Source organism: Opitutia bacterium KCR 482 (genome assembly GCA_029269845.2).
Lineage (GTDB): Bacteria > Verrucomicrobiota > Verrucomicrobiia > Opitutales > Intestinicryptomonadaceae > Merdousia.
In genome coordinates this window covers 255,712-276,494 of the sequence record CP149973.1, presented here as the reverse complement: position 1 = coordinate 276,494, position 20,783 = coordinate 255,712, and the positions used below count along the sequence as shown (strand labels likewise).

Here is a 20,783-nt window from a genome sequence, read left to right as displayed (position 1 = left end):
GCCGCCGCCGTGTTAGTAGCTGCGGCCTTCCCGATTTTCGTAGTAGTTTATGAAAGCGTTGTTGAGCACTTTGTATCCGCCGGGGGTGGGGTAGTCTCCCGTGAAATACCAGTCGCCCGTGCACGATGTAATCGACTTGTGGAGGTCTTCGATAGTCTGGAAGACGATTTCCACTTCGCCGTTCCATTCCACGTTTTTCGGGTAGACGAGTTCGCTTACCTTTTTGGTGATTTCGTCGTCGGTAAATCTGTCGTAGATTTTGCGGACGTGGTTTACCATTTCGTTTGCGGGCTTGTCTTTCTGCTCCACGCAGAGCCTGTAAACCTCTTTTACGACCTCCGAATTGCCCGTTTCTTTGAGCAGTTTAATCGCCGCCTGAAATGCGATGAACTTGCCTATTTCGCTCATGTCGATGCCGTAGCAGTCGGGGTATCTGATTTGCGGAGCGGTGGAGGCGATGACGATTTTCTTCGGGTTCGTGCGGCTGAGAATCCTCAAAATTTGGCGTTTGAGGGTTGTGCCGCGCACGATGGAGTCGTCAAGGCAGACGAGCACGTCTTTGGGCGAGACCACGCCGTAGGTGATGTCGTAGACGTGCGACGCCAGCTGCGTGCGGTCTTTCTCCTGCGATATGAACGTGCGCAGTTTGATGTCTTTATGCGCGATTTTCTCGCCGCGCGGCCAGTTGTCCATCACCAGTTTTTCGATGATTTCGGGCGTGAGCGGTCTGTCCGATTTCGCGAGTTCGAGGAGTTCGTCCCTGACTTCCTGCCGGCGGATTACCCTAAGCCCGCTCATCATTCCGTAGTATGCGGTTTCCGCCGTGTTCGGGATATAGCTGAACACCGCGTGTTTGAAATCGTTGTCGATTGACTCTATGAGTTTCGGGCAGAGAGCTGCGCCGAGAGCCTTTCTTTCCCGATAAATTTGGGGGTCGTTGCCGCGCGAGAAATAAATGCGCTCGAACGTGCACGACTTCCTTTCGCCCGCCTTGCGGTACGAGTGTTCGTAGCATGTGCCGTCGCATTTCATAACGAAAACGTTTCCCGGGGCGACTTCCTTGATGTCCTCCTCCTCCGCTTCGAAGACCGTCATCAGCGGGACTCTTTCCGAGGCGAAAGCTATGAGTTCGTCGTTTTTATAGTAGAAGCACGGGCGTATGCCGTTTGCGTCGCGCAAAACAAAAGCGTCTCCGTTGCCGATTGCCCCCGCGATTGTGTAGCCGCCGTCCCACGTCTTTGCTGCGTTGCTTACGATTCTCAGCGGGTTTAGGCGTTCGTTCATCATGCGCAGAATGTCCTCGCCCGCGATTCCCTCGTCGCGGAGTTCGCGGTAGATTTCGGCGTGTTCGATGTCGAGCTGGAAGCAGATTTCCTCCAAAATCGCCTGAGTGTCTGTGCTGAAAACGGGGTGGATTCCGCGTTCGATAAGGTCGTTGTTAAGCTCTTCCGTGTTCGTGATGTTGAAGTTGCCCACGAGCATGAGGTTTCGCGCCGGCCACGTGCTTTTGCGGAAGAAGGGGTGGCAGCTGCTTTTGTGGTACGATCCGCTTGTTCCGTAGCGGAGGTGTCCGATAAGCAGTTCCGCGGCGTAGTCGAAATTCGCCTTGACGGTGTCGATAAATTCGGGGTGGATTATCCCTTTCTTGATGTTTTCGGCGTATTTCTCGAACTGGTCCGTAAAGATTTCGGAGAGGCCGTTGGGCTTTGCGTTTCTTTCGCGGTAGATGTAGTTCTGACCGGGTTCTACGCCGATTTTCACCGCGCCGATGCCCGCGCCGTCCTGCCCGCGGTTATGCTGTTTTTCCATGAGCAGAAACAGCTTGTGGAATCCGTAAATCGGGTCGTCGTATTTGTCTTTATAGTATTTTAGGGGCTTCAAAAGCCTGATTAAAGCAATGCCGCATTCGTGTTTGATAGAATCGCTCATAAAGATTGGTTATCGATTATCTTTCCTATTTTCGCCAAGTGTTCGGGCTTGGCAAGTCTATATGAAAATTTTTTGCGGAATTTATTGCCCGCAAAAAAAAACGCGGGGCGTTGTTGCGCTCCGCGTTTGGCTTTGTGTGAAGCTTAGTTGCCTTTTACTGCGTCCCAAAGGGCGTTGAATTTGGCGTTGTCCTCGCCCAAGTCGCGGATAAGTTCGCCGCGTTTGTAGAGATCGTCGGGGAGGAACATTCCGGGGTGGTTTTTGTTTTCCTCGGAGACGTATTTGCGGGCTTCGGGAATGGGCGCGCTATAACAGGTGAATTCCATATTCTTGGCGGCGTTCTTGGGGTCGCATATAAAGTTGATGAACTTGTAGGCAAGCTCCTTGTTCTTTGCCGTCGCGGGGATAACCCAGTCGTCGCAGCTCATGGAAATGCCTTCCTTCGGGCACATGTAGGTGAGGTTCGGGGCTTCGGCGAACACTTGGAAGAGGTCGCCGCTGTATCCCTGTACGACGAGAAATTCGCCCGACTGGATTCCGACTTTATACAGCTCGTTGTCGAATTTCGCGAGGTTCTTTTTCCATTTGAGCAGAACTTCCTTCGCCTTCGCCAGGTCGGCGTCGTTTGTGTCGTTCATGCTTTTGCCGAGGAAGAAGAGGGCGGCGCCGATTGTTTCGCGGTGGTCGTTGAGCAGCGTCATTTTGCCCGCGAATTTTTCGTTCGAGAACACGTCCCAAGTTTCGGGGAGCGTGCCGCATTTTTCCTTGTTGTAGGCAACGCAGGTGAAGCCGAGCATGTATGGCACGCTGTACTCCATCTTTTTGTCCAACGCCAAGTCTGCAAGGTACTTGGGGTTGATATACTTCAAATTGGGAAGCTTGGAATGGTCGAGCTTTTCGAGCATGTTCTGGTCGAACATAACCTTCGCCATGTAGGTGGTAGGCAGGATTACGTCGTAGCCCGTGCCGCCCGCTTTGAGTTTCGAATACATAAATTCGTTCGAGTCGAAAATGTCGATGACGACTTTACAGTCGTTCTGCTTTTCGAACTCCCGAACCAAGTCCATGTCTATATAGTCCGACCACATATAGACGTTGAGCGCGGGCTTTGCGGGCCCGCAGCCCGAGATTAACGCGCACGCGATTGTTGCAATCGCAACCGCAGATGCTGTTATGTATTTCTTCATTTCCTTTTATTTTTTCCTCTATTTGTTCTTTGTTTAGGGGTTAAAAAAGGGTCGAAAAATTGTCCTAAAATTTCTTTTTTGTAAAGAACTGTCCGAGTATCGCCACCGTGAACGTCAGCGCCATGAACACTACCGACAGCGCGTTGATTATCGCGGGCGCGCCGTGTTTCATCATGCTGTACACCTTGACGGGAAGCGTCGTGCTTCCCGGGCCGCCGACGAAAAACGTCACAACGAAGTCGTCCATCGAAAGCGTGAACGCCATCATTGCGCCCGCCGCAATCCCCGGTCCGAGCAGGGGCATGAGGATTTTCACGAATATTCTGAAATTCCCCGCGCCCAAGTCCTGCGCAGCTTGGATAATGTTGAAGTCGAAATCCTGCAATCTTGCCAGCACCGTGAACGTAACAAAGCTTACGCAGAACGTTATGTGCGCGAGTATAACCGTGAACATTCCGAGCTGGATTTTCAGGCTCACGAACATCAGCAACAGGCTTATGCCCATCAGGACGTCGGGCACAATCAGCGGCGCGTAGACTATCCCGTAGTGGATTGTCTGCATGCGCGAGTTTTTGTATTTGTTGAGCACCCACGCCGCGCACGTTCCGATTGCCGTGGAAAACAGCGTCGCTATGCAGGCGATTACAAGCGTGTTGAGCGTTGCGTTGATTACCGCCGAGTCCCGAAACAACGCCTCGTACCATTTCAGCGAGAAGCCCAGCCATTTGCCGCCGTAGCGCGACGCGTTGAACGACTGCGCCACGAGCATTACAATCGGCAAATACATGAACGCCATCACGAACAGCGTGACGAGCAGCGATGTGTAGCGCGTCCTCATTTTGTGGAGTCTCCCGCGGAGCGTCTTGTTGAGATAATGCTCTTTATAAGCCGTTTCTGTTTAACAAGGAACAGTAAGACGGGTATCGTTATGATGATTGAAAGGAACGCCGCCAACGCCGCCGCTTCGGGCAGGTTGCGGTATGCCGACGCCTTGATTGCTATTTTGTTGCCGAGCATTTCGCCGTCTACGCCGCCGACGAGGTCGGGAATCGCGTACGAGCCGAGCGCGGGAATTAGCACCACGAGAATCGCCGTGAAAATTCCGCGTTTGATTCCGGGAATGAAAATCTGCCTGAACGCCTTGAACCTCGACGCGCCCAAGTCCCGCGCGGCTTCGAGCAGGGAGAAGTCGAACTTTTCCGCCGCCGCGTAAATCGGCAGAATCGCGAACGGGAGGCAGGTGTAGACCGTAACGATTATCACAGCCCCCACGTTGTTGAGCAGGAAAAAGTCTTCGGGGATTATTCCGAGCCAAATCAGCGTGTGGCGCAGGAATCCGTCGGGGTGCAGCAGCACGCGCCACGCGAAGATTCTAATCAGGAAGTTCGTCCACAGCGGGATAATTATCACCAGCAAAAACCAGTAGCGGTATTTCGGGTTTTGCTGGGCAATCCAGTAGCCGACGGGAATGCCCAAAAACAGGCAGATTGCCGTCACCGCGCAGCTTACCCAGACCGTCCGCCACAGCACGCCCAGATACGTGTTTTTGAGCACGTTTTCTATTGTCGAAAGCGTCCAGCCCGAATCTATGCCGCCCGACGGGTCCGCCGTGCGGAACGCAATCGCGAACACCAGAATCGACGGAATTACGAAAAACAGGCACAACCAAAGGAGGGACGGCGCGGTCAGAAAGTATTCCGATAGTTTGGAGTTGGCGTTTCTCGCGCCCGTATGCGAAATTCCGTGGCTCATTTCCTATAACCTAATGGGGATTTTCCGCGGGGATGGTTGTTACGTCGTCGCGGTGCCACGCGAGCCAAACTTTGTCGCCCCAAGTGGGTTGTTTGTAGTCGAGATAGCAGCGGTTGTGCTGCGAAAGCACGTTGATGCGGTGGTCGTTCACGCGAACCCAGTAGCGCGTTTGCGCGCCCTGATAGACGATGTCGATTACTTCCGCCTCTACCGCGTTGAGGTTTTCGGCTTCGGCGCGGCTTCCGAAAATCCTGAATTTTTCGGGGCGTATGCTGACCGTGACGTTCGCGCCGTTGAGGAGCCTGTGCTCGTTGAACGACGGAAATTCGCCCAAGCCTTCCATCGCGATTTTGCAGTTTTCGCCGTCGATTTGCCCGACGATTTTCCCGTCGAAGAAGTTTGTGTCGCCGATGAACGACGCCACGAACTTTGTGCGCGGGTTTTCGTAGATTTCGGCGGGAGTGCCAATTTGCTCTATCACGCCGTTGTTCATGACGGCGATTCTGTCGCTAAGGCTCATTGCCTCGCCCTGGTCGTGCGTGACGTATATAAAGGTTGTGCCCACTTCGTCGTGGATACGGTCAAGCTCAAGCAGCATGTACTGGCGGAGTTTGAGGTCGAGCGCGGCGAGCGGTTCGTCGAGAAGAAGCAGTTTGGGGTTGTTTATGAGCGCGCGCGCTATCGCCACGCGCTGTTTTTGCCCGCCGCTGATTGTGTTGGGCATGCGGTCGCCGTGCCCTTCGAGGCGGATGATTTCGAGCATTCTCTCGACTTTTTTCGAGACTTCCTTTTCCGGCAGCCCCGCCGTGCGCGGGCCGAACGCGATGTTGTCCCAAATGCTCATGTGGGGGAAGAGGGCGTAGTTTTGGAAAACCGTGTTGATTTTGCGCTTGTTGGGCGCGAGGTCTGTAATATTGGTGGAGTCCAAATAAACTTCGCCGCTTTCTGGGTCTTCGAAGCCGCCCGCGATTCTGAGCATTGTGGTTTTACCGCAGCCGCTCGGCCCAAGCAGGGAGAACACTTCGCCGCAACGGACGCCGAAGCTCACGTTTTTTACGACGTGCGTGTCTCCGTAGTATTTTTCAATATTTTTAAATTCGAAAAACTCGCCCATTTCCTGATGAGAAAAGCATGAAAGAAATACCATATATTTCTTTTTGAAAAGCTTTTTTTTCAACTTTTTTCGCGCTGGCTCCTTTTTGGCGTTTTCGGGCGAGGTTTTTGGCGGTTTTGCGCAAAAAAAAGGACGCCCGTTGAGGGCGTCCTCTCGGAAGTTTTTTCCGCGTTTTACCAGCCGAGGAATCTAAACGGGCTGTCGCCGTAGTGCTGGTCGTCGGAGTAGTTGGGCATGTACTGGTTTTCGCTTGCGCCGCGCGTGATTTTAAGCGGGCCGCCCGATATTCTGCCCGTCGAGACGGGCTGTTTTACGAATATCGAAACCGTGTTGTAGTCGCCGAATTTCACGATGTCCGACGGCAGCTCGAAGCTGCGTTCAAACAGCCAGCCCTTCCACGGGTCGCCCGTATATTCGCCGAGCTTTACGCCGTTGAAGTAGATTTCGTCGCAGCCCACGATTTTACCGAGCTTGATTGCAAGCTTGTCGTTCTTCCAGCTCTTTGGAACGAATACCTGCTTGCGCGCCCAGTAGGGGCGTTTTTGCGGGTAAAGCGGCGTTCCCATTTGGTCGGTGTTTGAAGGCAGGAAGAGCGATTTCCACTTTGAGTCGTCGAAGTCCGCCTTAGACGCGTCGCCCTTGACGTATTTTGCGGGGAGGCATTTCCACGCGTTCTTTTCGCCGTCGAGCGGAATGTCGTTCGTGTTTGCGTTTTTGGCAAACAGCGTGCCGTCGAAGTCGAACTTCGCGCCGAGGTTGCCCGCCAGCTGCGAGAACGTGCGGTACATTCTCCACGACGTGTATTTGAGGTAGGGCTGTTTGTCGAGGTCGAATTCGTCGGGCAGGAGCGACGCCATGAACGCCGCGCCCTTGCCGTGCCTGTAAACCGCCCAGATTCCGCCGAAAGCCGAATCCTTTGTGTCGAAAATCTTTGCGGGAATGTCTGCGCGCGTGTGGGCGTCGCTTAGCGACACGCCGCGGAATTCGCGCCAGTCGGGGAGGTCGAGCACTTTCGAAACCCTGCCGTCTTTCTTTGCTATTCCGAAGCGCGGGGCGGCGTTTGCGCGTTCGATGAGCACGAAGTTTGCGCCGTTTTCCATTGCCGCGAGCATTTCGGCGTCGGAGGCGTTCGAGTCTTCGCCGACTATTACCAAGCCCGACTGCGGAATTTTGTCGGTCTTTTCGAATTTGATTCCGAGGCTCGAAAGGAATTGTTCGCCGCGTTTGCCGCCGATGTAGAATGTCGGTCGTTCGGCTTTCTGCGCGGGTTTGCGGTCGGAAAGCGTGGAAATCAGGCGCGAAAGCACGATGTCCGCCACGGGGTCGCGCTGCGTGCGCCCGATGAGGTCGAGCCCGCAGAAGACCGCCACGCCCTTTCCGATTTCGCGTTCCATAAGCGGCGAGAACGACAGGTCGAATTCGCCTTCCAAGAGCGGACGCCAGCCCGACCTGTGCGGCTTTTCGAATGACTGCGACGCCACGCTGCCGCGGTTGCCCCAGTGCCAGCCGTATTTCGGGCTTGGGTCGCCGAGCGTATCGACCATTTTGCGTTCGGGCGCGAACGTGCCCGCACCGCGCCAGTCGCGGAAGTCCTCCGAGTCGAGCCCCGCCACAACGGGGTGGTCTTTCACCGTCGGCACTACGAACATTCTGCGCGAGACGAATTGCGAGAGCCGCAGTCCGCAGCTTTTTTCGAGAATTTCCTCCGGCTGCGAGAGCACGAGCACGCTTCCGCCGTCCTTGACGAAAGCCTGTATTTTGCCCGCGGGCTTTTCGGCGAATGCGTTTTCGCCTATCACAAGGAGTCCGCCGTCGGACGAGCCGTCCCACGGAACGGTTTTTACGCCGAGGCTTTCGAGGTATTTTGCGGTCTTGCCGTCGGGGTCGAATACCTTGACGGTTGCCGAGGGGAATTTTGTCTGCGGGTAGACGGTGAATTCTAATTCGTCGGAGTTTTCGATTCCGCCGACCTTGCCGTTCAGCGTAATTTTGCCCTTTGCCTTTGCGTCGGTTTGTGGCGCGCCGAAGGCGAACTGCGCGAACGCCGTTTCGCCGACGGGAGCGACGCCCTCCAGCTTGCCAGATGCTATTTTTTTGCCGCCGAACGTCGCCGTCCATTCAAGCGAGTATTCGGCGTCCTTGCGGAGGTCGTTTGTTATGACCGCGCTCTTTTCGATTTTGTCGCCGCCGTAGAAGTGGTGGGCTTTGTCGGTGAATGGCTTGCCGCCTATCCACGCAAGGCCGTGCTTTTGGTTTTCGATGAGAGCCTTGCCCGACGCGTTGGGGGTCGCCCCGTTTTTCGACATTCCGTAGAAGCCCCTGCGGGTCGCCTGCTTCGGCTGCCAGCCGAGCGCGCCGTGCTTGAACGGCAAATCGACGTTGCCGTTTACCGACGGCCAGCCGTAGGCGTCGCGCCACGGAACCATTCCGCCGGGGATTCCCCACGCCCTCCACGAGCGCCAAGTGTTCTTGTTGAACATTGCCTGAAAGTCCGACATCGTTTTTGCGTAGCGGATTGCGTCGGTTTCGTTCATCGGCTTCCACTGCTTGCTCTTTTCGACGTAGTCGTCCGAGACCATTTTGCGGTAGGCGTCCGATTCGTCCGCGTACGCCGCCGTGCCGAGGTAGGGCACGACGAATTCGGTAAGCAGCGGTTCGGACACATACGACGAATACGGGCCGCGCCTGTCGCGCGTGAAGTTGCCGAAAAACGGCGTTCCGAACTCGATTGCGCAGTAGGGCACATTGCCGTTTTTCGCCCATTCGCTGAGCCATTCCTCGCGCTCTTGCAGGGGCGTGTAGTCGAGGTAGTTGTTTGTGGATTCGAAGTCGCCGGCAACGCAGGAATGGTGTCCCGAAACGGGGCGGGTTTGGTCGTACATTTTCATTGCGGCGACAAGCCTTTTACCCTGCGCCGACTGCGGAAGCATGTCTTCAACAAGCTTGTAGCGGAGCGAGTTTCCGAGCTTCATCGGGTTTGCGCTGTCGTGGTTGTTGAAGGTGTTCGAAATCGTCATAAGCGCGATTACCGACGGATTGTTTTTGATTTCGTTCCAGTCGTGCTTGAAGCGCGCGAGCCATCTGTCGCGGGCGTCGATGTCGTCCCAGTCCCATTTTAGGTCTGCGTTGCCCGCGTTTGCGGGGTAGAGAATAAGAAAGCCCTTTTCGTCGGCGATTTCCGCCCACACCTTGCGCGACTCCCTCGCCTTTGCCGAGTGCACCCACGGCCAGAGTTCGAGCGCGTTGAAGTTGCATTCCGCCATCGAGTCGAGCACGTTCGAAATAGCCTCCCTTACGCCGCCCGATTGGTCTTCGTAGAAATTGTGCAGGGGTATCAGTCGCACTTTTTTGCCGTTGAGGAAAAAGTATTTTCCGACAACCCTGAATTCCCTGAATCCGAAACGCTGTTTGATTGTATCGAGCGTCTTGCCGTTCTTTTTTACGGAGATTTCCGCCCAGTACAGATTCGGCTCTTTGACGTCCCAAAGTTTCGGATTTTCCCAAGTGTCCGACACCGTCGTGAAGGGGCTTTCGATTTTCGCCTTGCGCGAGAATGTCTTTGCGACGTTGCCGTCGGCGTCCGAAATTTTCACCGACACTTCGTAGTCGGCGGGGCGGAGGTTTTCGAATTTAAGGTCGATGTCGATTTTTTTAAGCTCGACGCTCGTCTTTACGAATGCGTCGGAAATCTGCACGCCCGCGGGGCGCGAAATCAGGAAGACGTCGCCGTTGATGCCGCCGTAGGGGTCGGGCTTTTCCTTTTTGGAGGCGGGCTTGTTGTAGTAGATGTCGGAGGGCTTGCTGTGTGCGCCTACCAAAAGCGCGATTGAAACCGTTTCGCCCGCTTTCGCGAATTTCGAGATGTCGAGGCTGTCGTCCATGTAGGAGACTATTCCCGCGTCTTTGCCGTTTACGAAAACCCGCGCGACGGTCATGACGTGCTCTACTTTCAGCACAATTTCCCCGCGCCAGTTTTCGGGGATTTTCACGTCGCGCCTTATCCAGCAGCGTTCGTATTTGTTGTCCGCCTTCCAGCGTTGCGTTTTTCCCCTTTCGGCAATGCACGGAAGCGTGGGCTTCTTTTCGATGTCCGCGAAGTAGAAGCCGGGGACGAGCATTTTGCCCCATTCGCCGTCCGCCGGCATAGGCTCGCCGCGAACCGCCATCGGGGCGCATTCCCACACGCCGTTGAGCACCATTTGCGAACGTTTCGACGTCAGCCTTTCTACGGGCGAATCGGCGGGCGTAAGTTCGTATTTTTGCTGGGCGAATGCCGCCGGCATTGCGCACAGAATTGCGGTTGCAAGTATTTTTTTCAGTTTGTCCATCACAGTATAATTGTCTTGTTTTGCGAAAACCCATTGTCCTAAACTTTCGGCTCGGACGGAAGCGTTTTTTGAAGCTTTTTTAGTTAACTGTTTACTAGCCAGCCGCGCCGACAAAAAACGCGGACGTTTTGTCCGCGTTCGTGATTTGCCGTTCGGCGGGAAGTGCGACCCGCTTATTTGCCGAAGCTCGGCGGGACGGATTCGACGTAAATCGACCTCGACGGGAACGCGAAAGACAGCCCGCGCTTTTGCACCGCCCGCATGATGTCCAGATTGATTTTCTGCACGTCCTCCGCAAACGGAATCGGCGAAATGTCGAAAAGGTAGTAGAGCACGGATATGTCGAGCGACGAATCCCCGAAGCCCGAGAAGCTAACGCGAATGTCCGACTGGTCCACGCGCGAATTATTGCGCAGAATCGTTTTGATGTCCTCCACAATCGCCTCCATCTGTTCGGGCGTCGCCGAGTACGTCATTCCGAGCGTCGCCGAGTAGCGGCGTTTGTTGCGCTTCGACCAGTTTTCGACCGTCGCGTTCGCCAAAACCGAGTTCGGAATGGAAACCACCGTACGCGGGAATGTCCTGATTCGCGTGGAACGGAAGCCGATGAACTCCACAACGCCCTCGACGCCCGCGGCGGTAATCCAGTCGCCCACAATGAAGGGTCTGTCCACAATCAGCGAGACCGAGCCGAAGAAGTTTGCGATTGTGTCTTTCGAGGCGAACGCCAACGCCGCGCCGCCGATACCCAGAGACGCGACCACCGCCGTGATGTTTGCCCCCAGCGTGTCGAGAATCACGAGGAACGAAATCGTGTAGATTGTGTATTTCGTGATTTGGTTGCCGAGCGTCAGCAGGTTTTTCGCGGCAACGTATTTTTTTGCCATGTTTTCTTCGAGCATTTTGAACACGGCGTCGCTAAAAATCTTCAACGCCCAGCTTAGCAGGAAGAAGAAAAGCACCGTCGAAACCCTGCGGGTGAGGAACGCCACGTCGGGGTTTTTCGTCAAAAGCAAAACGGCGGAATCGCCCGCGACCAAAATCACGAACCACGATACGGGCGAGCGCAGACGCGCAAGAATCCGCCTGCTGTCGCGAACCGTCCTGCCGTTTTTCTCTCGCAGGAACAGGCTGAACGCAAAAGCTATTATGTAGTGCTGTAAAATCCACGCAAACGCTATTGTAGCGGAAATCGCGACGACAGACACAACCCTTATTCCGCAAACTTTGGTCAAGAGGAAGTCCGCCGCCTTTTCCGAGATGTTGTTGCGGGTAAATTTTACGATGCCGCGCATGAACATGTGCAGGTTTTTCGAATCGGTCATGCTGTCCGATTTCAGCTTTTCGAGCAGCTGCTCGCTCGGCGTCTCTTGGGCGGTTTGCGCGGGTTTCGCCGCGGCCTGCGGTTGCGGAGCCGCCGCTTGCGCCGCCTGCGGCGCGGCGTTGGTTTGGGCGGCTTGGGCGGTCGCGCCCTGTTGCGCCGCGCACGCGAGCGCGGCTGCGGTGAACGTCAGCAATGCGAAAAATCTTTTCATGAAATCCATTTTGTAAACCGTAAATTTATATATCGAAATTAAGTCCGCGCCCGAAAAATTTTTCAAGTATATTCGCCGCTTTGTCGGAACTTGAAAGGAATTTTGCGGAATAGGGCGGCGTAGTTTTTTCCGTAGAGGGCGGACGAATCCACATTCGGCGCGCGCCGCGGATCGGGGCGCGCGGCAGTTGGGTCTGGTTGCGGTATCGCGGGGCGGGACTGCTGTATTTTGTCGTTTTTTGGCTTCTTTGCAAGAGGCTAAGCTGCGCGGCGCGCATGCGCAAAAAAAACGGCATTCGCGTGAATGCCGTTTTTTTGCAAAAGCGCGTGGCGGAGTTCCGCCGCGCTTTGGGTATGCTACATTTTGCCCCAGTGTTTGAGGAGCGTTTCGCCGATGACCGACGGGGTGTCCGCAACCGCGATGCCCGCAGCTTTCAGCGCGTTGATTTTGTCTTCCGCGCCGCCAGACTTGCCCGAAACGATTGCGCCTGCGTGCCCCATTCTGCGGCCTTTGGGTGCCGTGCGTCCCGCGATGAACGCAGCCGTGGGCTTTTTGCAGTTTTCTTTCAGCCATTCCGCCGCGATTTGTTCGCCGTTGCCGCCGATTTCGCCAATCATGACGATTGCTTCCGTCTGCGGGTCGTCGTTGAACATCTTTACTGCGTCGAGGTGGCTCGTTCCGTTGATGGGGTCGCCGCCGATGCCGATAACGGTGCTCTGACCGTATCCGAGGCATGTGAGCTGCCAAACGGCTTCGTATGTGAGAGTTCCCGAACGGCTTACTACGCCGACAGTGCCGGGTTTATGAATGTAGCCGGGCATGATGCCGATTTTGCATTCTCCGGGGGTGATGATGCCGGGGCAGTTCGGGCCGATGAGGCGCGAAACGCAGTCTTTCTGCATCAGGCGCGACTTTACAACCGCCATGTCCTTAACCGGAATGCCTTCCGTAATGCAGATGATAAGCGGGATTTTCGAGTCGATAGCCTCGATAATTGCGTCGGCTGCGAACGGCGGCGGAACGTAGATAACGCATGCGTTTGCGCCTTCCTTGCTTACCGATTCCGCGATTGTGTTGAAAACGGGAACCTTTTCGTCGAAGAGCTGGCCGCCTTTTCCGGGGGTCACGCCCGCAACGATGTTTGTGCCGTATTCCATGCACTGGCGGGTGTGGAATGCGCCCGTGTTGCCGGTAATACCGCTGACGACTACTCTTGTATCTTTGTTTACGAGTACGCTCATTGTTGTATAAATTTAGGGGTTATTTGTTTTCGGCTGCGACGATTTTTACAATCTTTTCCGCCGCGTCCGCGAGCGAATCAGCCGTGGTGAGCTTGATGCCGCTTTCGGCGAGCATCTTGCGGCCCGTTTCGACATTCGTGCCTTCGAGTCTTACGACCAGCGGGAGTTTCAGCCCGACGTTCTTTACCGCCGCGATTACGCCCGCGGCGATTACGTCGCACTTCATGATTCCGCCGAAGATGTTCACGAGTATGCCCTTGACGTTTTTGTCTTTGAGGAGAATGTTGAACGCCTGCGTGATAGCCTCTTCGTTCGCGCCGCCGCCAACGTCGAGGAAGTTCGCGGGGTTGCCGCCGAAGAATTTGATGATGTCCATCGTGGACATTGCCAAGCCCGCGCCGTTAACCATGCACGCGATGTTGCCGTCGAGCGCGATGTAGTTGAGGCCGTACTTGCCGGCTTCGATTTCCTTGGGGTCTTCTTCGTGGGGGTCGCGGAGAGCCTGAACTTCGGGGTGGCGGAAAAGTCCGTTGTCGTCGAAAGCGACTTTCGCGTCGAGGCAAACGATTCTGCCGTCCTTTGTGAGAACCAGCGGGTTGACTTCGACCATCGAGCAGTCTTTCGTCCAGAAGAGCTTGTAGAGCCCCTTGATTACCGCCGACCACTGTTTCATCATTTCCTTTGCGCCGAAGCCGAAGAAATAGCCGAGTTTGCGCACTTGGAAGGGTTGCAGACCGATGTCGGGGTCTACGAGCATTGTCATGATTTGTTCGGGAGTTTCCTCCGCGACTTTTTCGATGTCCATGCCGCCCGCGACCGACGCCACGATTGCGATTTTGCTCGAAGCTCTGTCGACGAGAATCGAGAGGTAGTACTCCTTGTCGATGTCGACGGCTTCCGCGAAGAAAAGCGTGCCGACCGTTCTGCCCTGCGGGCCGGTCTGTTTTGTGATGAGCGTGTTGCCGAGCATCTTCTTTGCGATGTCCGCAGCTTCCGACTTCGCAACGTATTTTACGCCGCCCTGAAAGCCGTCCGCGAAGACGCCCTTGCCGCGTCCGCCCGCGTGGATTTGGCTCTTTACGACGATGTGGTCGCCGGGGAGAGACGCGATTGCCGATTCGAATTCGTCGGCGGATTTTACTGCAACACCGTCCTGAATCGGAACACCGAATTCCTTGAACAATGCCTTTGCTTGATATTCGTGAATATTCATTTTATTTTTTTAACTATTAAATAGTTGTGAATTTTGTGTGATTCGGGGAAATAATCGAATAAATAACAAAAGAGGACGAAAAGCGTTTGTCCGAATTGCCTTTTCTGCTACCTTATTGTTTCAAGAGATAGCCTCTGCGGGGCGATATGCAAGTTTTTTTTGCCGATTTTAAAAAATTTTACAACACCTCAATCGATTGACATTTGGGAATTGTCGGCTTGTAGCGCGTTTTTGCGCTTTTACAACGCCAGCTAAATATCGACGCGCTCGAAAATAGGTTTGCCGTCTTTTATTTCGCGGAATCCGAGTTTCTTATAAAGGGTGATTGCGGGTTTCAGGCGGGTGTTGCTTTCAATGTATATCTGCTTTTTGCCAAGCGACTTCGCTTTTGCTATTGCCGCGCGGCAGAGTTTTTCGCCAAGCCCCAGCCCGCGCGCGCTTTTATCGACGGCGAGTTTTGCGAGTTCGTAGCCGTAGACGGGGTTGTTTTCCATTTTCATCAGCGCGCAGACTCCGGCGACTTTTCCGTCGAGCAGGGCGCAGAATATGAATCCGCCGTTCCCGATTATATATGCTTCGGGGTCGTCGAAAGTTTTTATGTCGGCTTCCTCGATTTTGAAATATTCGGAAATCCAGTCTTAGTTGAGTCTTACGAAATCGTCTTTATATTCGGGGCGGTAATCGACTATTTCAATTTTTTGATTCATATGAATACTAAAATGGTAGTCTTTTCTTGCGTTGCAAGATTTTTCTTTGCGGAAAACAAAAAACGCCGCAGGAAAGCGCGGCGTTTTGCGGGGCTGACGAAATGTTCGCGCTTTGTTTCAGAGGCAGGGAGCGGGCTATTTGCCCGCGTTTGCCGTGTCGCCGAACCTGATGTCGAACATTTTTTTGGAAATTTTGCGGAACGCCCTTACGAGGTCGTAGTGCGGGGTGTCGCAAATATCGACCACTCCGAAAGCTGCGTTTTCGCCGTCGGGACGGGCGGCGGTGGGTTGGTCGCCGTAGGTGAACCAGCACGCGCCGACGAAGTTGGGGTGTTTGAGCGCGCCGCGCATGTAGTGGTCGAACATGGCGGCTTGGTCTTTGCCGTTGGCAACCTGACGCGGTCCTTTCCAGAAGTGCCCATAGTCGGAGCGCGAGAAGCTGAACTCGCCCACGATTATCGGCTTGTCCTTGATTTCGTCGAAGTTCTCTACGGTGTCGCGGTAGAGGTTAAAGCTTACGACATCGCAGTATTTTTCGGCGGCTCTGAGCGCGTGTTTGTTGCGCCATGCGAAGCGCGAGCCGAGGTAGAGCGTGTCGGGGGATACTTTTTTCAATTCCTCCCTGCAAATTTTGTAGTATTTTTCGTGGAAGACGGCGTCGAAGTCGTCGATGTCCTTTTTGCCTTTTTCGGTCGCGGGAATGAATTTGCGCTCGGAAAGGAATGCGTCCCAGTCGGCGTATTTTGCGTTCCATGCGGCGTTAAGCTCGGCGATTTCGGGGTAGCGTTTTTTGAGGAATTCGCGGAACGAGATTTTCGCCGCCTGCGTCGCGGGGCTTGTGAGGATTGCCTCCGTCGTGTATCCCTCCTTTGTTTCCCAGGTGATTTCGTTGTCGATGAAAATCCCGACGCAAAATTCGTTGTCTAGCTTTTTCGCGAGCCGTGCCACTCCCCCCGCAACGATTTTTCTGAAACGCGGGTCGCACACGTCGGGAACCATTCTGAAAAGCTTGCGCTGTTCTGGGTCGGGCTGAATGCAGATTTTCTGCGACGCGCAGGTAAGCTTGGGGGCGTCGGTATTGAGAATGTAGGGGTGTGTAGGGTTGTCCAGAATGGTCGGGAACGCCCAGCAGCCGTAGGTCGATACGCCCCAGTTTTTCATGCGCCAGTCGGAAATTTCCTTGATTTTCGCCAAGATTTCGTTGCGCGATTTCAGCCCGTATTTCCATGCGTAAGTGCGTATCGAATGGATAAAGACGTTCGGGCGTTCTTCGGGCGGATAGTGGAGAATCGGGCGCGTCGTTTTGCGGAGGAGTTTTATGTCTTTTGCTGGGCAGTTGTTCGGGTCGATGTCTTCGAAGAAGTGCTCCCTGCCGTCTACGACGGTCGATGCGAAGTTGCCGACCGAGTTCAGCCCGAACGCCCAGAATAGGTTGCCGTTGGGGGCGCGGAGAATCCACTTGCCGCCGACTTTATCGATGCAGAAACGCCCCGTGGGCTTGAAGTCTCCGCACGAGTTTTCGAGCGCGCCGTACTTGTCGCGGTTCGGAATTTTCCCGAACTTTTTGTACCGCGCAACCTCTTCGTCGTGGGCTTTCGCAAGGTCTTCGTCCGACTTTATTTTGTTCGGCCAGTCGGCGTATTTGTACTGTCCCCACTTGTCGATGAACGGGAAGAATTTTTCCTTCGGCATGTCGAGAATCGGGCTGTGCGGGTCGAGGAACGAGAACGCCGTAGGCGAGTAGTACATTCCCGGGAAAGTCTTGTCGAAAAAGATGTCGTATTTGTCGTGGTTTTCGACGAAGAGGTATGAGTTCGTTTCGTCGGGGATTATTTCGTAGATTTTGATGTTGTCGAAAACGACCTCCGAACCGCAGGGCACGTTGAGCCTGAAATAGTAGCTTTTGCCGTCGGACGGAACTTTGAAGCCCTCCTTTGCGGTGAGCTTGACGTTTTTGATTTTCACTCCTCGCGCTTCGCCCGAGTATTTTACTGACGTTCCGTTCGGGTTGCAAAGCCGCACCGAAAACGGCGAGTATTTGCCGGTTTTCCTGACCTTGTATCTCAGCTCGTAGAGGTAGACCGCGCCGTTTTTCACGGGGAATTTAATCGCCAGGTGGTGGGATTTTTCGGGGGCGGAGACCATTACGGAATACTTGCCGTCGATTGCGTCCGAACCGCCGACTATTTTCACGTTCGGCGACGGCGCGATGCCCGCGGCAAGCACGGCGGCTTCGTCGCCGCTTTCAAAGTCGGCGTTGGCGATTTCCGTTAAATTGGCTGCGCGGCACGAGAGCGCGAACGCTCCGACTGCGGCTGCGAATGCAAATACTGTTTTATTCATAAGCGGGTACAAGATGCGGATTCGGATTTTTTTGAAACGCCCGCGGGCGTCAAGACAAAAAGGGCGGGGGGCTGTCCCGCCTCCCGCCGTTCGGCGCGTTTGGAATGCGCATTTTTACCTGTCGAAAACGACGGTCGTAATCGAGCGCGGCGCGAGCTTGATTTTCCGTGCGGACTCGTCTATTCTCAGGTTTGTCAAGTCCGAGTTTCTGTCGGTGCGGAACGCGCCCGCGCGGGCGTTTTTGAAGCCTGCGGGCAGCGAGAGTGCGGCGTCGTCGCATTCGAAAGAGGAGTTGACGAACACCGCCACTATCCGCTTTCCGTCTGGCGAAACGAACGCGACGCCTACCGTCTTGTCGAGGTTGTCCGCGCCCGACATTTCGATTCTCTTAAATTCGGGGCGCACGAAGAAGCTGAAATTGCCCAAAGCCCAGAGGAGCTTGTTTGCGCGCGCAACGCCGCCTTTTTCGAAGATTCCGTCGAAGGGATAGACGCCTACGAGGGCGTTATCGCCTTTAAGCTCCATGCCTTTCCAGTAGCCCCACGCGAGGGCGTTGGAGTCGATGAAGTCGGAGCAGATGACCCTGCCCATCACGAGCGCGACTTGGTCGTCCACTTTGTTGTCGCTGTACCAGTCGGGCGTGAGGCCCTCGTGGGTTTTCGGCGTGAAGTAGCCGAGCATGCACCATTCCGACTGCTGGAAGCCGATTCCGTATTTTTCGGCCTCCGCACGGAGCAGCCTGTTTGTCTTGCGCATGTCGGCGTTTTTGTTGTGCGAGTGGTAGCTGTGCCCCGCGAGGAATTTCGGCATGTTTTTGAGGTCGCCCACATAGAACTTGCTCTTGGGGTCGAAGAATTTTTTGATTATGAAATTCGGGCGTTCTTCGGGCGCGGATTTCTTGAAGTGCGCGGGCATGCCCGCCCTGCTTTCGGCGTAGTTGTAGGCGGGGGCGGCGGTTTCGCCGATGAGGATTTTCGTCTTGACGCCCTTTTGGGTGATTGCGCGGTCAAGCTCGACGAAGACTTTTTTCATTTGCGAGCATTCCCACGTAGAGCCTTCCTGACGGTTGCTGTCCCAGTTGACTTGCGGCTCGTTGATGGGGCTGATGTAGGCTATGTTGTAGCCGCCGTCCTGGAAATGTTTTGCGACGTCCGCCATGTAGTCTGCGAATTTTCCGTAGCAGTCGGGTTTGATGTTTGCCTTGGGGTCTCCGGGTTGTCCGTAGCCCTTGCCGTTGCGCGTCCAGTGAACGGGCGGGGTGTTTGAAAACAGCAGGAATTTATCGCACCCGTATTCCTTTGCCTTTTTCATGAAATACTGCTGGCCTGCGCATTTGCCCCAGTCGTAGTTTCTGCCGTCTTTTGTGAGGAACGCCTCTTCGCGGTAGTGGAAGCGCGAGATGTCCGCGCCGTCCTGTTCCGCCGTGCCGCCGCCGAGGTTCACCCTCCAAAGCGAAAGCCCGATGCCTTCGGGATTTCCGTCCGCGCCGAGCTTCTGCGAGAACAGCCATTTTGCGATTTGCCCTTTTTGCGCGTCGTCGAAATAGCGTCCGACAAGGTTTCCGCACCATGCGTCCGCGGCGGCGAAGTTGTCGATTGTCTGGTATGTTTTGGAAGTGTCTATTTTAACGTCCAAATTTTCTGCGTACAGCACCGACGCAAGCGTTGCCGCCGAAACGGCGAGTATTGTTTTTCCCTTCATCATATTGATTTCCTTTTCTTTTGTTGCGTGTTGTATGGTGTCTGTGCGCCGCAAATATTGCGGCATGCAAACGTCTTGAATTAAAAACGGAAACGGAAGCCCGTGTCAATTAGTAAAAACGGGGGAATCTGGAAAGGCTTGATTTGTCGGGGCGATTGCATTCAATGTCGCGTAATGGAGAAAAAATCGATACTCTTTGTCTGCCACGGCAACATTTGCAGAAGCCCGATGGCGGAGTTCGCCATGAAAGACCTGGCCGCAAAGGCGGGCAGGGCTGACGAATTTCTTGTGGAGTCGGCGGCGGTAAGCTCGGAGGAGCTTGGAAACCCCGTCTATCCGCCCGCGCGCGAGCTTCTCGCAAAGCGCGGAATTTCGTGCAAGGGCAAAACCGCGCGGAAAATGTCCCGCGCAGACTACGACAGGTTCGACCTCATTCTCGTCATGGACAATTCGAACATGCGCAACATCATGCGCATTGTCGGAAGCGACCCGAAAGGAAAAATCAAAATGCTCATGGAGTACGCCGGCAAACCGCATGCGGAAGTTGCCGACCCGTGGTATTCGGGAGATTTCGAGGAAACTTGGCGCGACGTGTCCGCGGCGTGCAGGAGTCTGCTTGCCTCGCTCTGACGCCGCGCGGCGCGGGCAAAAAACGCAAGCCGCCTTGCGGGATTTCCGAAAAAATAGTCTTGCGAAACGTCCGAACAGGGCGTTGGCTTGTGTCCGACGTATCGGAATCGGTGCGTCGATTTTTTATTTCCAAACATGGCAATTTCCGAGAGAGCAAAAGGGCACATCTGCGTGCTGACTACAAACCTGATGTTCGGGGTGTTCATTCCGATATCGAAATACCTCATGCACGGCTTTATGTCGCCGCTGTTTGTAACCACTTGCAGATTCATCGGCGCGACCGTTCTGTTTTGGACGGCGTCGCTGTTTATAAAAGACAGAAAAGTCGAGCCGAAAGACTTGCTGTGGTTTTTCTTCTTCGCGCTCATGGGAATTGTCTTCAATCAGGGCGTGTTCATTTTCGCGCTCGGAATGACGTCCCCCGTGGACGCTTCGGTAATCCTCACTGCGACCCCGTTTTCGGCGATGGCGGTTGCCGCGATTCTCGTCGGCGACCCCGTCACAAAGCGCAAGCTCTTCGGCGCGGGAGTGGGCGCGGCGGGCGCGGTTTGGCTTTTGCTTTCGGCGTCCGGCGGCGGACTGGGTTCGGGTTCGGCGTCCGGCGACGGGCTCGTGTTTCTGGCGACGGTGTGCGCGGCAATCTACTTCGTAACGGCAAAGCCGCTGACGCTCAAATATTCGCCTATTACAATCATGAAGTGGATGTTCCTTTTTTCGACGCTCATGTTCGTGCCGCTCATGCCGAAGGCGTTTGCGTCGGAGGATTCGATTAAGGCGACGCTGGGCGTCTGCGAAATCGCGGGCTTGGCGTACGTCGTAGGCGGGGCGACCTTCCTTGCCTATCTTTTCCAAAACATGGGCATCAAGCGCATTCGCCCCGCGACGGTTGCGATGTACATTTACGTGCAGCCAGTGGTGTCGTCGGCGATAGCGGTTTTCGTGGGGCAGGACGCGTTTTCGTGGAGCAAGCTGTTTGCGTCGTTCCTCGTCTTCGCGGGCGTCTACATTGTAACGACTTCTCCGCGCACGCCCGAACAGCTGAAAATTGCCGAGGAAGTCGAGCGGCAGGGCGGAAAATAGGCGTTTGCCGAATCCGCAACCGC

At 54.9% G+C, this 20,783-nt stretch carries 14 protein-coding genes; 2 read left to right on the top strand and 12 right to left on the bottom strand.

The genetic code is table 11. From position 1 onward, the window contains the following. Positions 1-12 precede the first annotated feature (12 nt). The 12 genes from P3B99_001125 to P3B99_001070 form a co-directional block, all read right to left on the bottom strand. Positions 13-1,929 carry an amidophosphoribosyltransferase gene (locus tag P3B99_001125; protein ID WYJ07730.1) on the bottom strand — a complete coding sequence of 639 codons (1,917 nt, stop codon included), beginning with the start codon at positions 1,927-1,929 and terminating at the stop codon, positions 13-15. A gap of 143 nt (positions 1,930-2,072) precedes the next feature. Further along, positions 2,073-3,116, bottom strand: coding sequence for a spermidine/putrescine ABC transporter substrate-binding protein (locus tag P3B99_001120; GenBank protein WYJ07729.1), 1,044 nt, complete (start codon positions 3,114-3,116; stop codon positions 2,073-2,075). 64 nt (positions 3,117-3,180) lie between these two features. Beyond that, a complete protein-coding gene (locus tag P3B99_001115) occupies positions 3,181-3,954 on the bottom strand; it encodes an ABC transporter permease (GenBank protein WYJ07728.1) in 774 nt (257 codons plus the stop codon). After that, complete coding sequence (locus tag P3B99_001110) at positions 3,951-4,868, bottom strand: ABC transporter permease (GenBank protein ID WYJ07727.1); 918 nt, start codon at positions 4,866-4,868, stop codon at positions 3,951-3,953. The genes P3B99_001115 and P3B99_001110 overlap by 4 nt, the downstream gene beginning before the upstream one ends. A gap of 10 nt (positions 4,869-4,878) precedes the next feature. After that, positions 4,879-6,015, bottom strand: a complete 1,137-nt coding sequence (locus P3B99_001105) for an ABC transporter ATP-binding protein (GenBank protein WYJ07726.1) — start codon at positions 6,013-6,015, stop codon at positions 4,879-4,881. 140 nt (positions 6,016-6,155) lie between these two features. Next, positions 6,156-10,310: a hypothetical protein gene (locus P3B99_001100; GenBank protein WYJ07725.1), complete on the bottom strand. Its 4,155-nt coding sequence runs from the start codon at positions 10,308-10,310 to the stop codon at positions 6,156-6,158. Between the two features lie 173 nt (positions 10,311-10,483). Then, the gene (locus tag P3B99_001095) at positions 10,484-11,845 is read right to left on the bottom strand and encodes a mechanosensitive ion channel family protein (protein WYJ07724.1); all 1,362 of its coding nucleotides are present in this window, start codon (positions 11,843-11,845) and stop codon (positions 10,484-10,486) included. Between the two features lie 356 nt (positions 11,846-12,201). Beyond that, positions 12,202-13,086 (bottom strand): succinate--CoA ligase subunit alpha, encoded by an 885-nt coding sequence (gene sucD, locus P3B99_001090; GenBank protein ID WYJ07723.1) that lies wholly within the window; start codon positions 13,084-13,086, stop codon positions 12,202-12,204. A gap of 19 nt (positions 13,087-13,105) precedes the next feature. Further along, a complete protein-coding gene (gene sucC / locus P3B99_001085) occupies positions 13,106-14,299 on the bottom strand; it encodes an ADP-forming succinate--CoA ligase subunit beta (protein WYJ07722.1) in 1,194 nt (397 codons plus the stop codon). Positions 14,300-14,550: 251 nt separating this feature from the next. Next, positions 14,551-14,865: a GNAT family N-acetyltransferase gene (locus P3B99_001080; GenBank protein ID WYJ08434.1), complete on the bottom strand. Its 315-nt coding sequence runs from the start codon at positions 14,863-14,865 to the stop codon at positions 14,551-14,553. A gap of 276 nt (positions 14,866-15,141) precedes the next feature. Beyond that, entirely contained in the window at positions 15,142-17,349 is a 2,208-nt protein-coding gene (locus P3B99_001075; GenBank protein ID WYJ07721.1) for a beta-galactosidase, read from the bottom strand. 114 nt (positions 17,350-17,463) lie between these two features. After that, complete coding sequence (locus P3B99_001070; protein ID WYJ07720.1) at positions 17,464-19,053, bottom strand: glycoside hydrolase; 1,590 nt, start codon at positions 19,051-19,053, stop codon at positions 17,464-17,466. A 171-nt stretch (positions 19,054-19,224) separates the two neighbouring features. Here P3B99_001070 and P3B99_001065 point away from each other — a divergent pair, with 171 nt between their 5' ends. Next, a complete protein-coding gene (locus P3B99_001065) occupies positions 19,225-19,680 on the top strand; it encodes a low molecular weight protein-tyrosine-phosphatase (GenBank protein ID WYJ07719.1) in 456 nt (151 codons plus the stop codon). Positions 19,681-19,815: 135 nt separating this feature from the next. Further along, positions 19,816-20,760, top strand: a complete 945-nt coding sequence (locus P3B99_001060; GenBank protein ID WYJ07718.1) for a DMT family transporter — start codon at positions 19,816-19,818, stop codon at positions 20,758-20,760. Positions 20,761-20,783 lie beyond the last annotated feature (23 nt).

Bases quoted from the DNA above. Each gene is read 5' to 3' on its own strand.
- P3B99_001105 (WYJ07726.1), bottom strand. From the start codon at position 6,015: ATGGTATTTCTTTCATGCTTTTCTCATCAGGAAATGGGCGAGTTTTTC.
- P3B99_001120 (WYJ07729.1), bottom strand. From the start codon at position 3,116: ATGAAGAAATACATAACAGCATCTGCGGTTGCGATTGCAACAATCGCG.
- P3B99_001075 (WYJ07721.1), bottom strand. From the start codon at position 17,349: ATGAATAAAACAGTATTTGCATTCGCAGCCGCAGTCGGAGCGTTCGCG.
- P3B99_001110 (WYJ07727.1), bottom strand. From the start codon at position 4,868: ATGAGCCACGGAATTTCGCATACGGGCGCGAGAAACGCCAACTCCAAA.
- P3B99_001060 (WYJ07718.1), top strand. From the start codon at position 19,816: ATGGCAATTTCCGAGAGAGCAAAAGGGCACATCTGCGTGCTGACTACA.
- P3B99_001070 (WYJ07720.1), bottom strand. From the start codon at position 19,053: ATGATGAAGGGAAAAACAATACTCGCCGTTTCGGCGGCAACGCTTGCG.
- sucD (WYJ07723.1), bottom strand. From the start codon at position 13,086: ATGAGCGTACTCGTAAACAAAGATACAAGAGTAGTCGTCAGCGGTATT.
- sucC (WYJ07722.1), bottom strand. From the start codon at position 14,299: ATGAATATTCACGAATATCAAGCAAAGGCATTGTTCAAGGAATTCGGT.
- P3B99_001065 (WYJ07719.1), top strand. From the start codon at position 19,225: ATGGAGAAAAAATCGATACTCTTTGTCTGCCACGGCAACATTTGCAGA.
- P3B99_001095 (WYJ07724.1), bottom strand. From the start codon at position 11,845: ATGAAAAGATTTTTCGCATTGCTGACGTTCACCGCAGCCGCGCTCGCG.
- P3B99_001125 (WYJ07730.1), bottom strand. From the start codon at position 1,929: ATGAGCGATTCTATCAAACACGAATGCGGCATTGCTTTAATCAGGCTT.
- P3B99_001100 (WYJ07725.1), bottom strand. From the start codon at position 10,310: ATGGACAAACTGAAAAAAATACTTGCAACCGCAATTCTGTGCGCAATG.
- P3B99_001115 (WYJ07728.1), bottom strand. From the start codon at position 3,954: ATGAGGACGCGCTACACATCGCTGCTCGTCACGCTGTTCGTGATGGCG.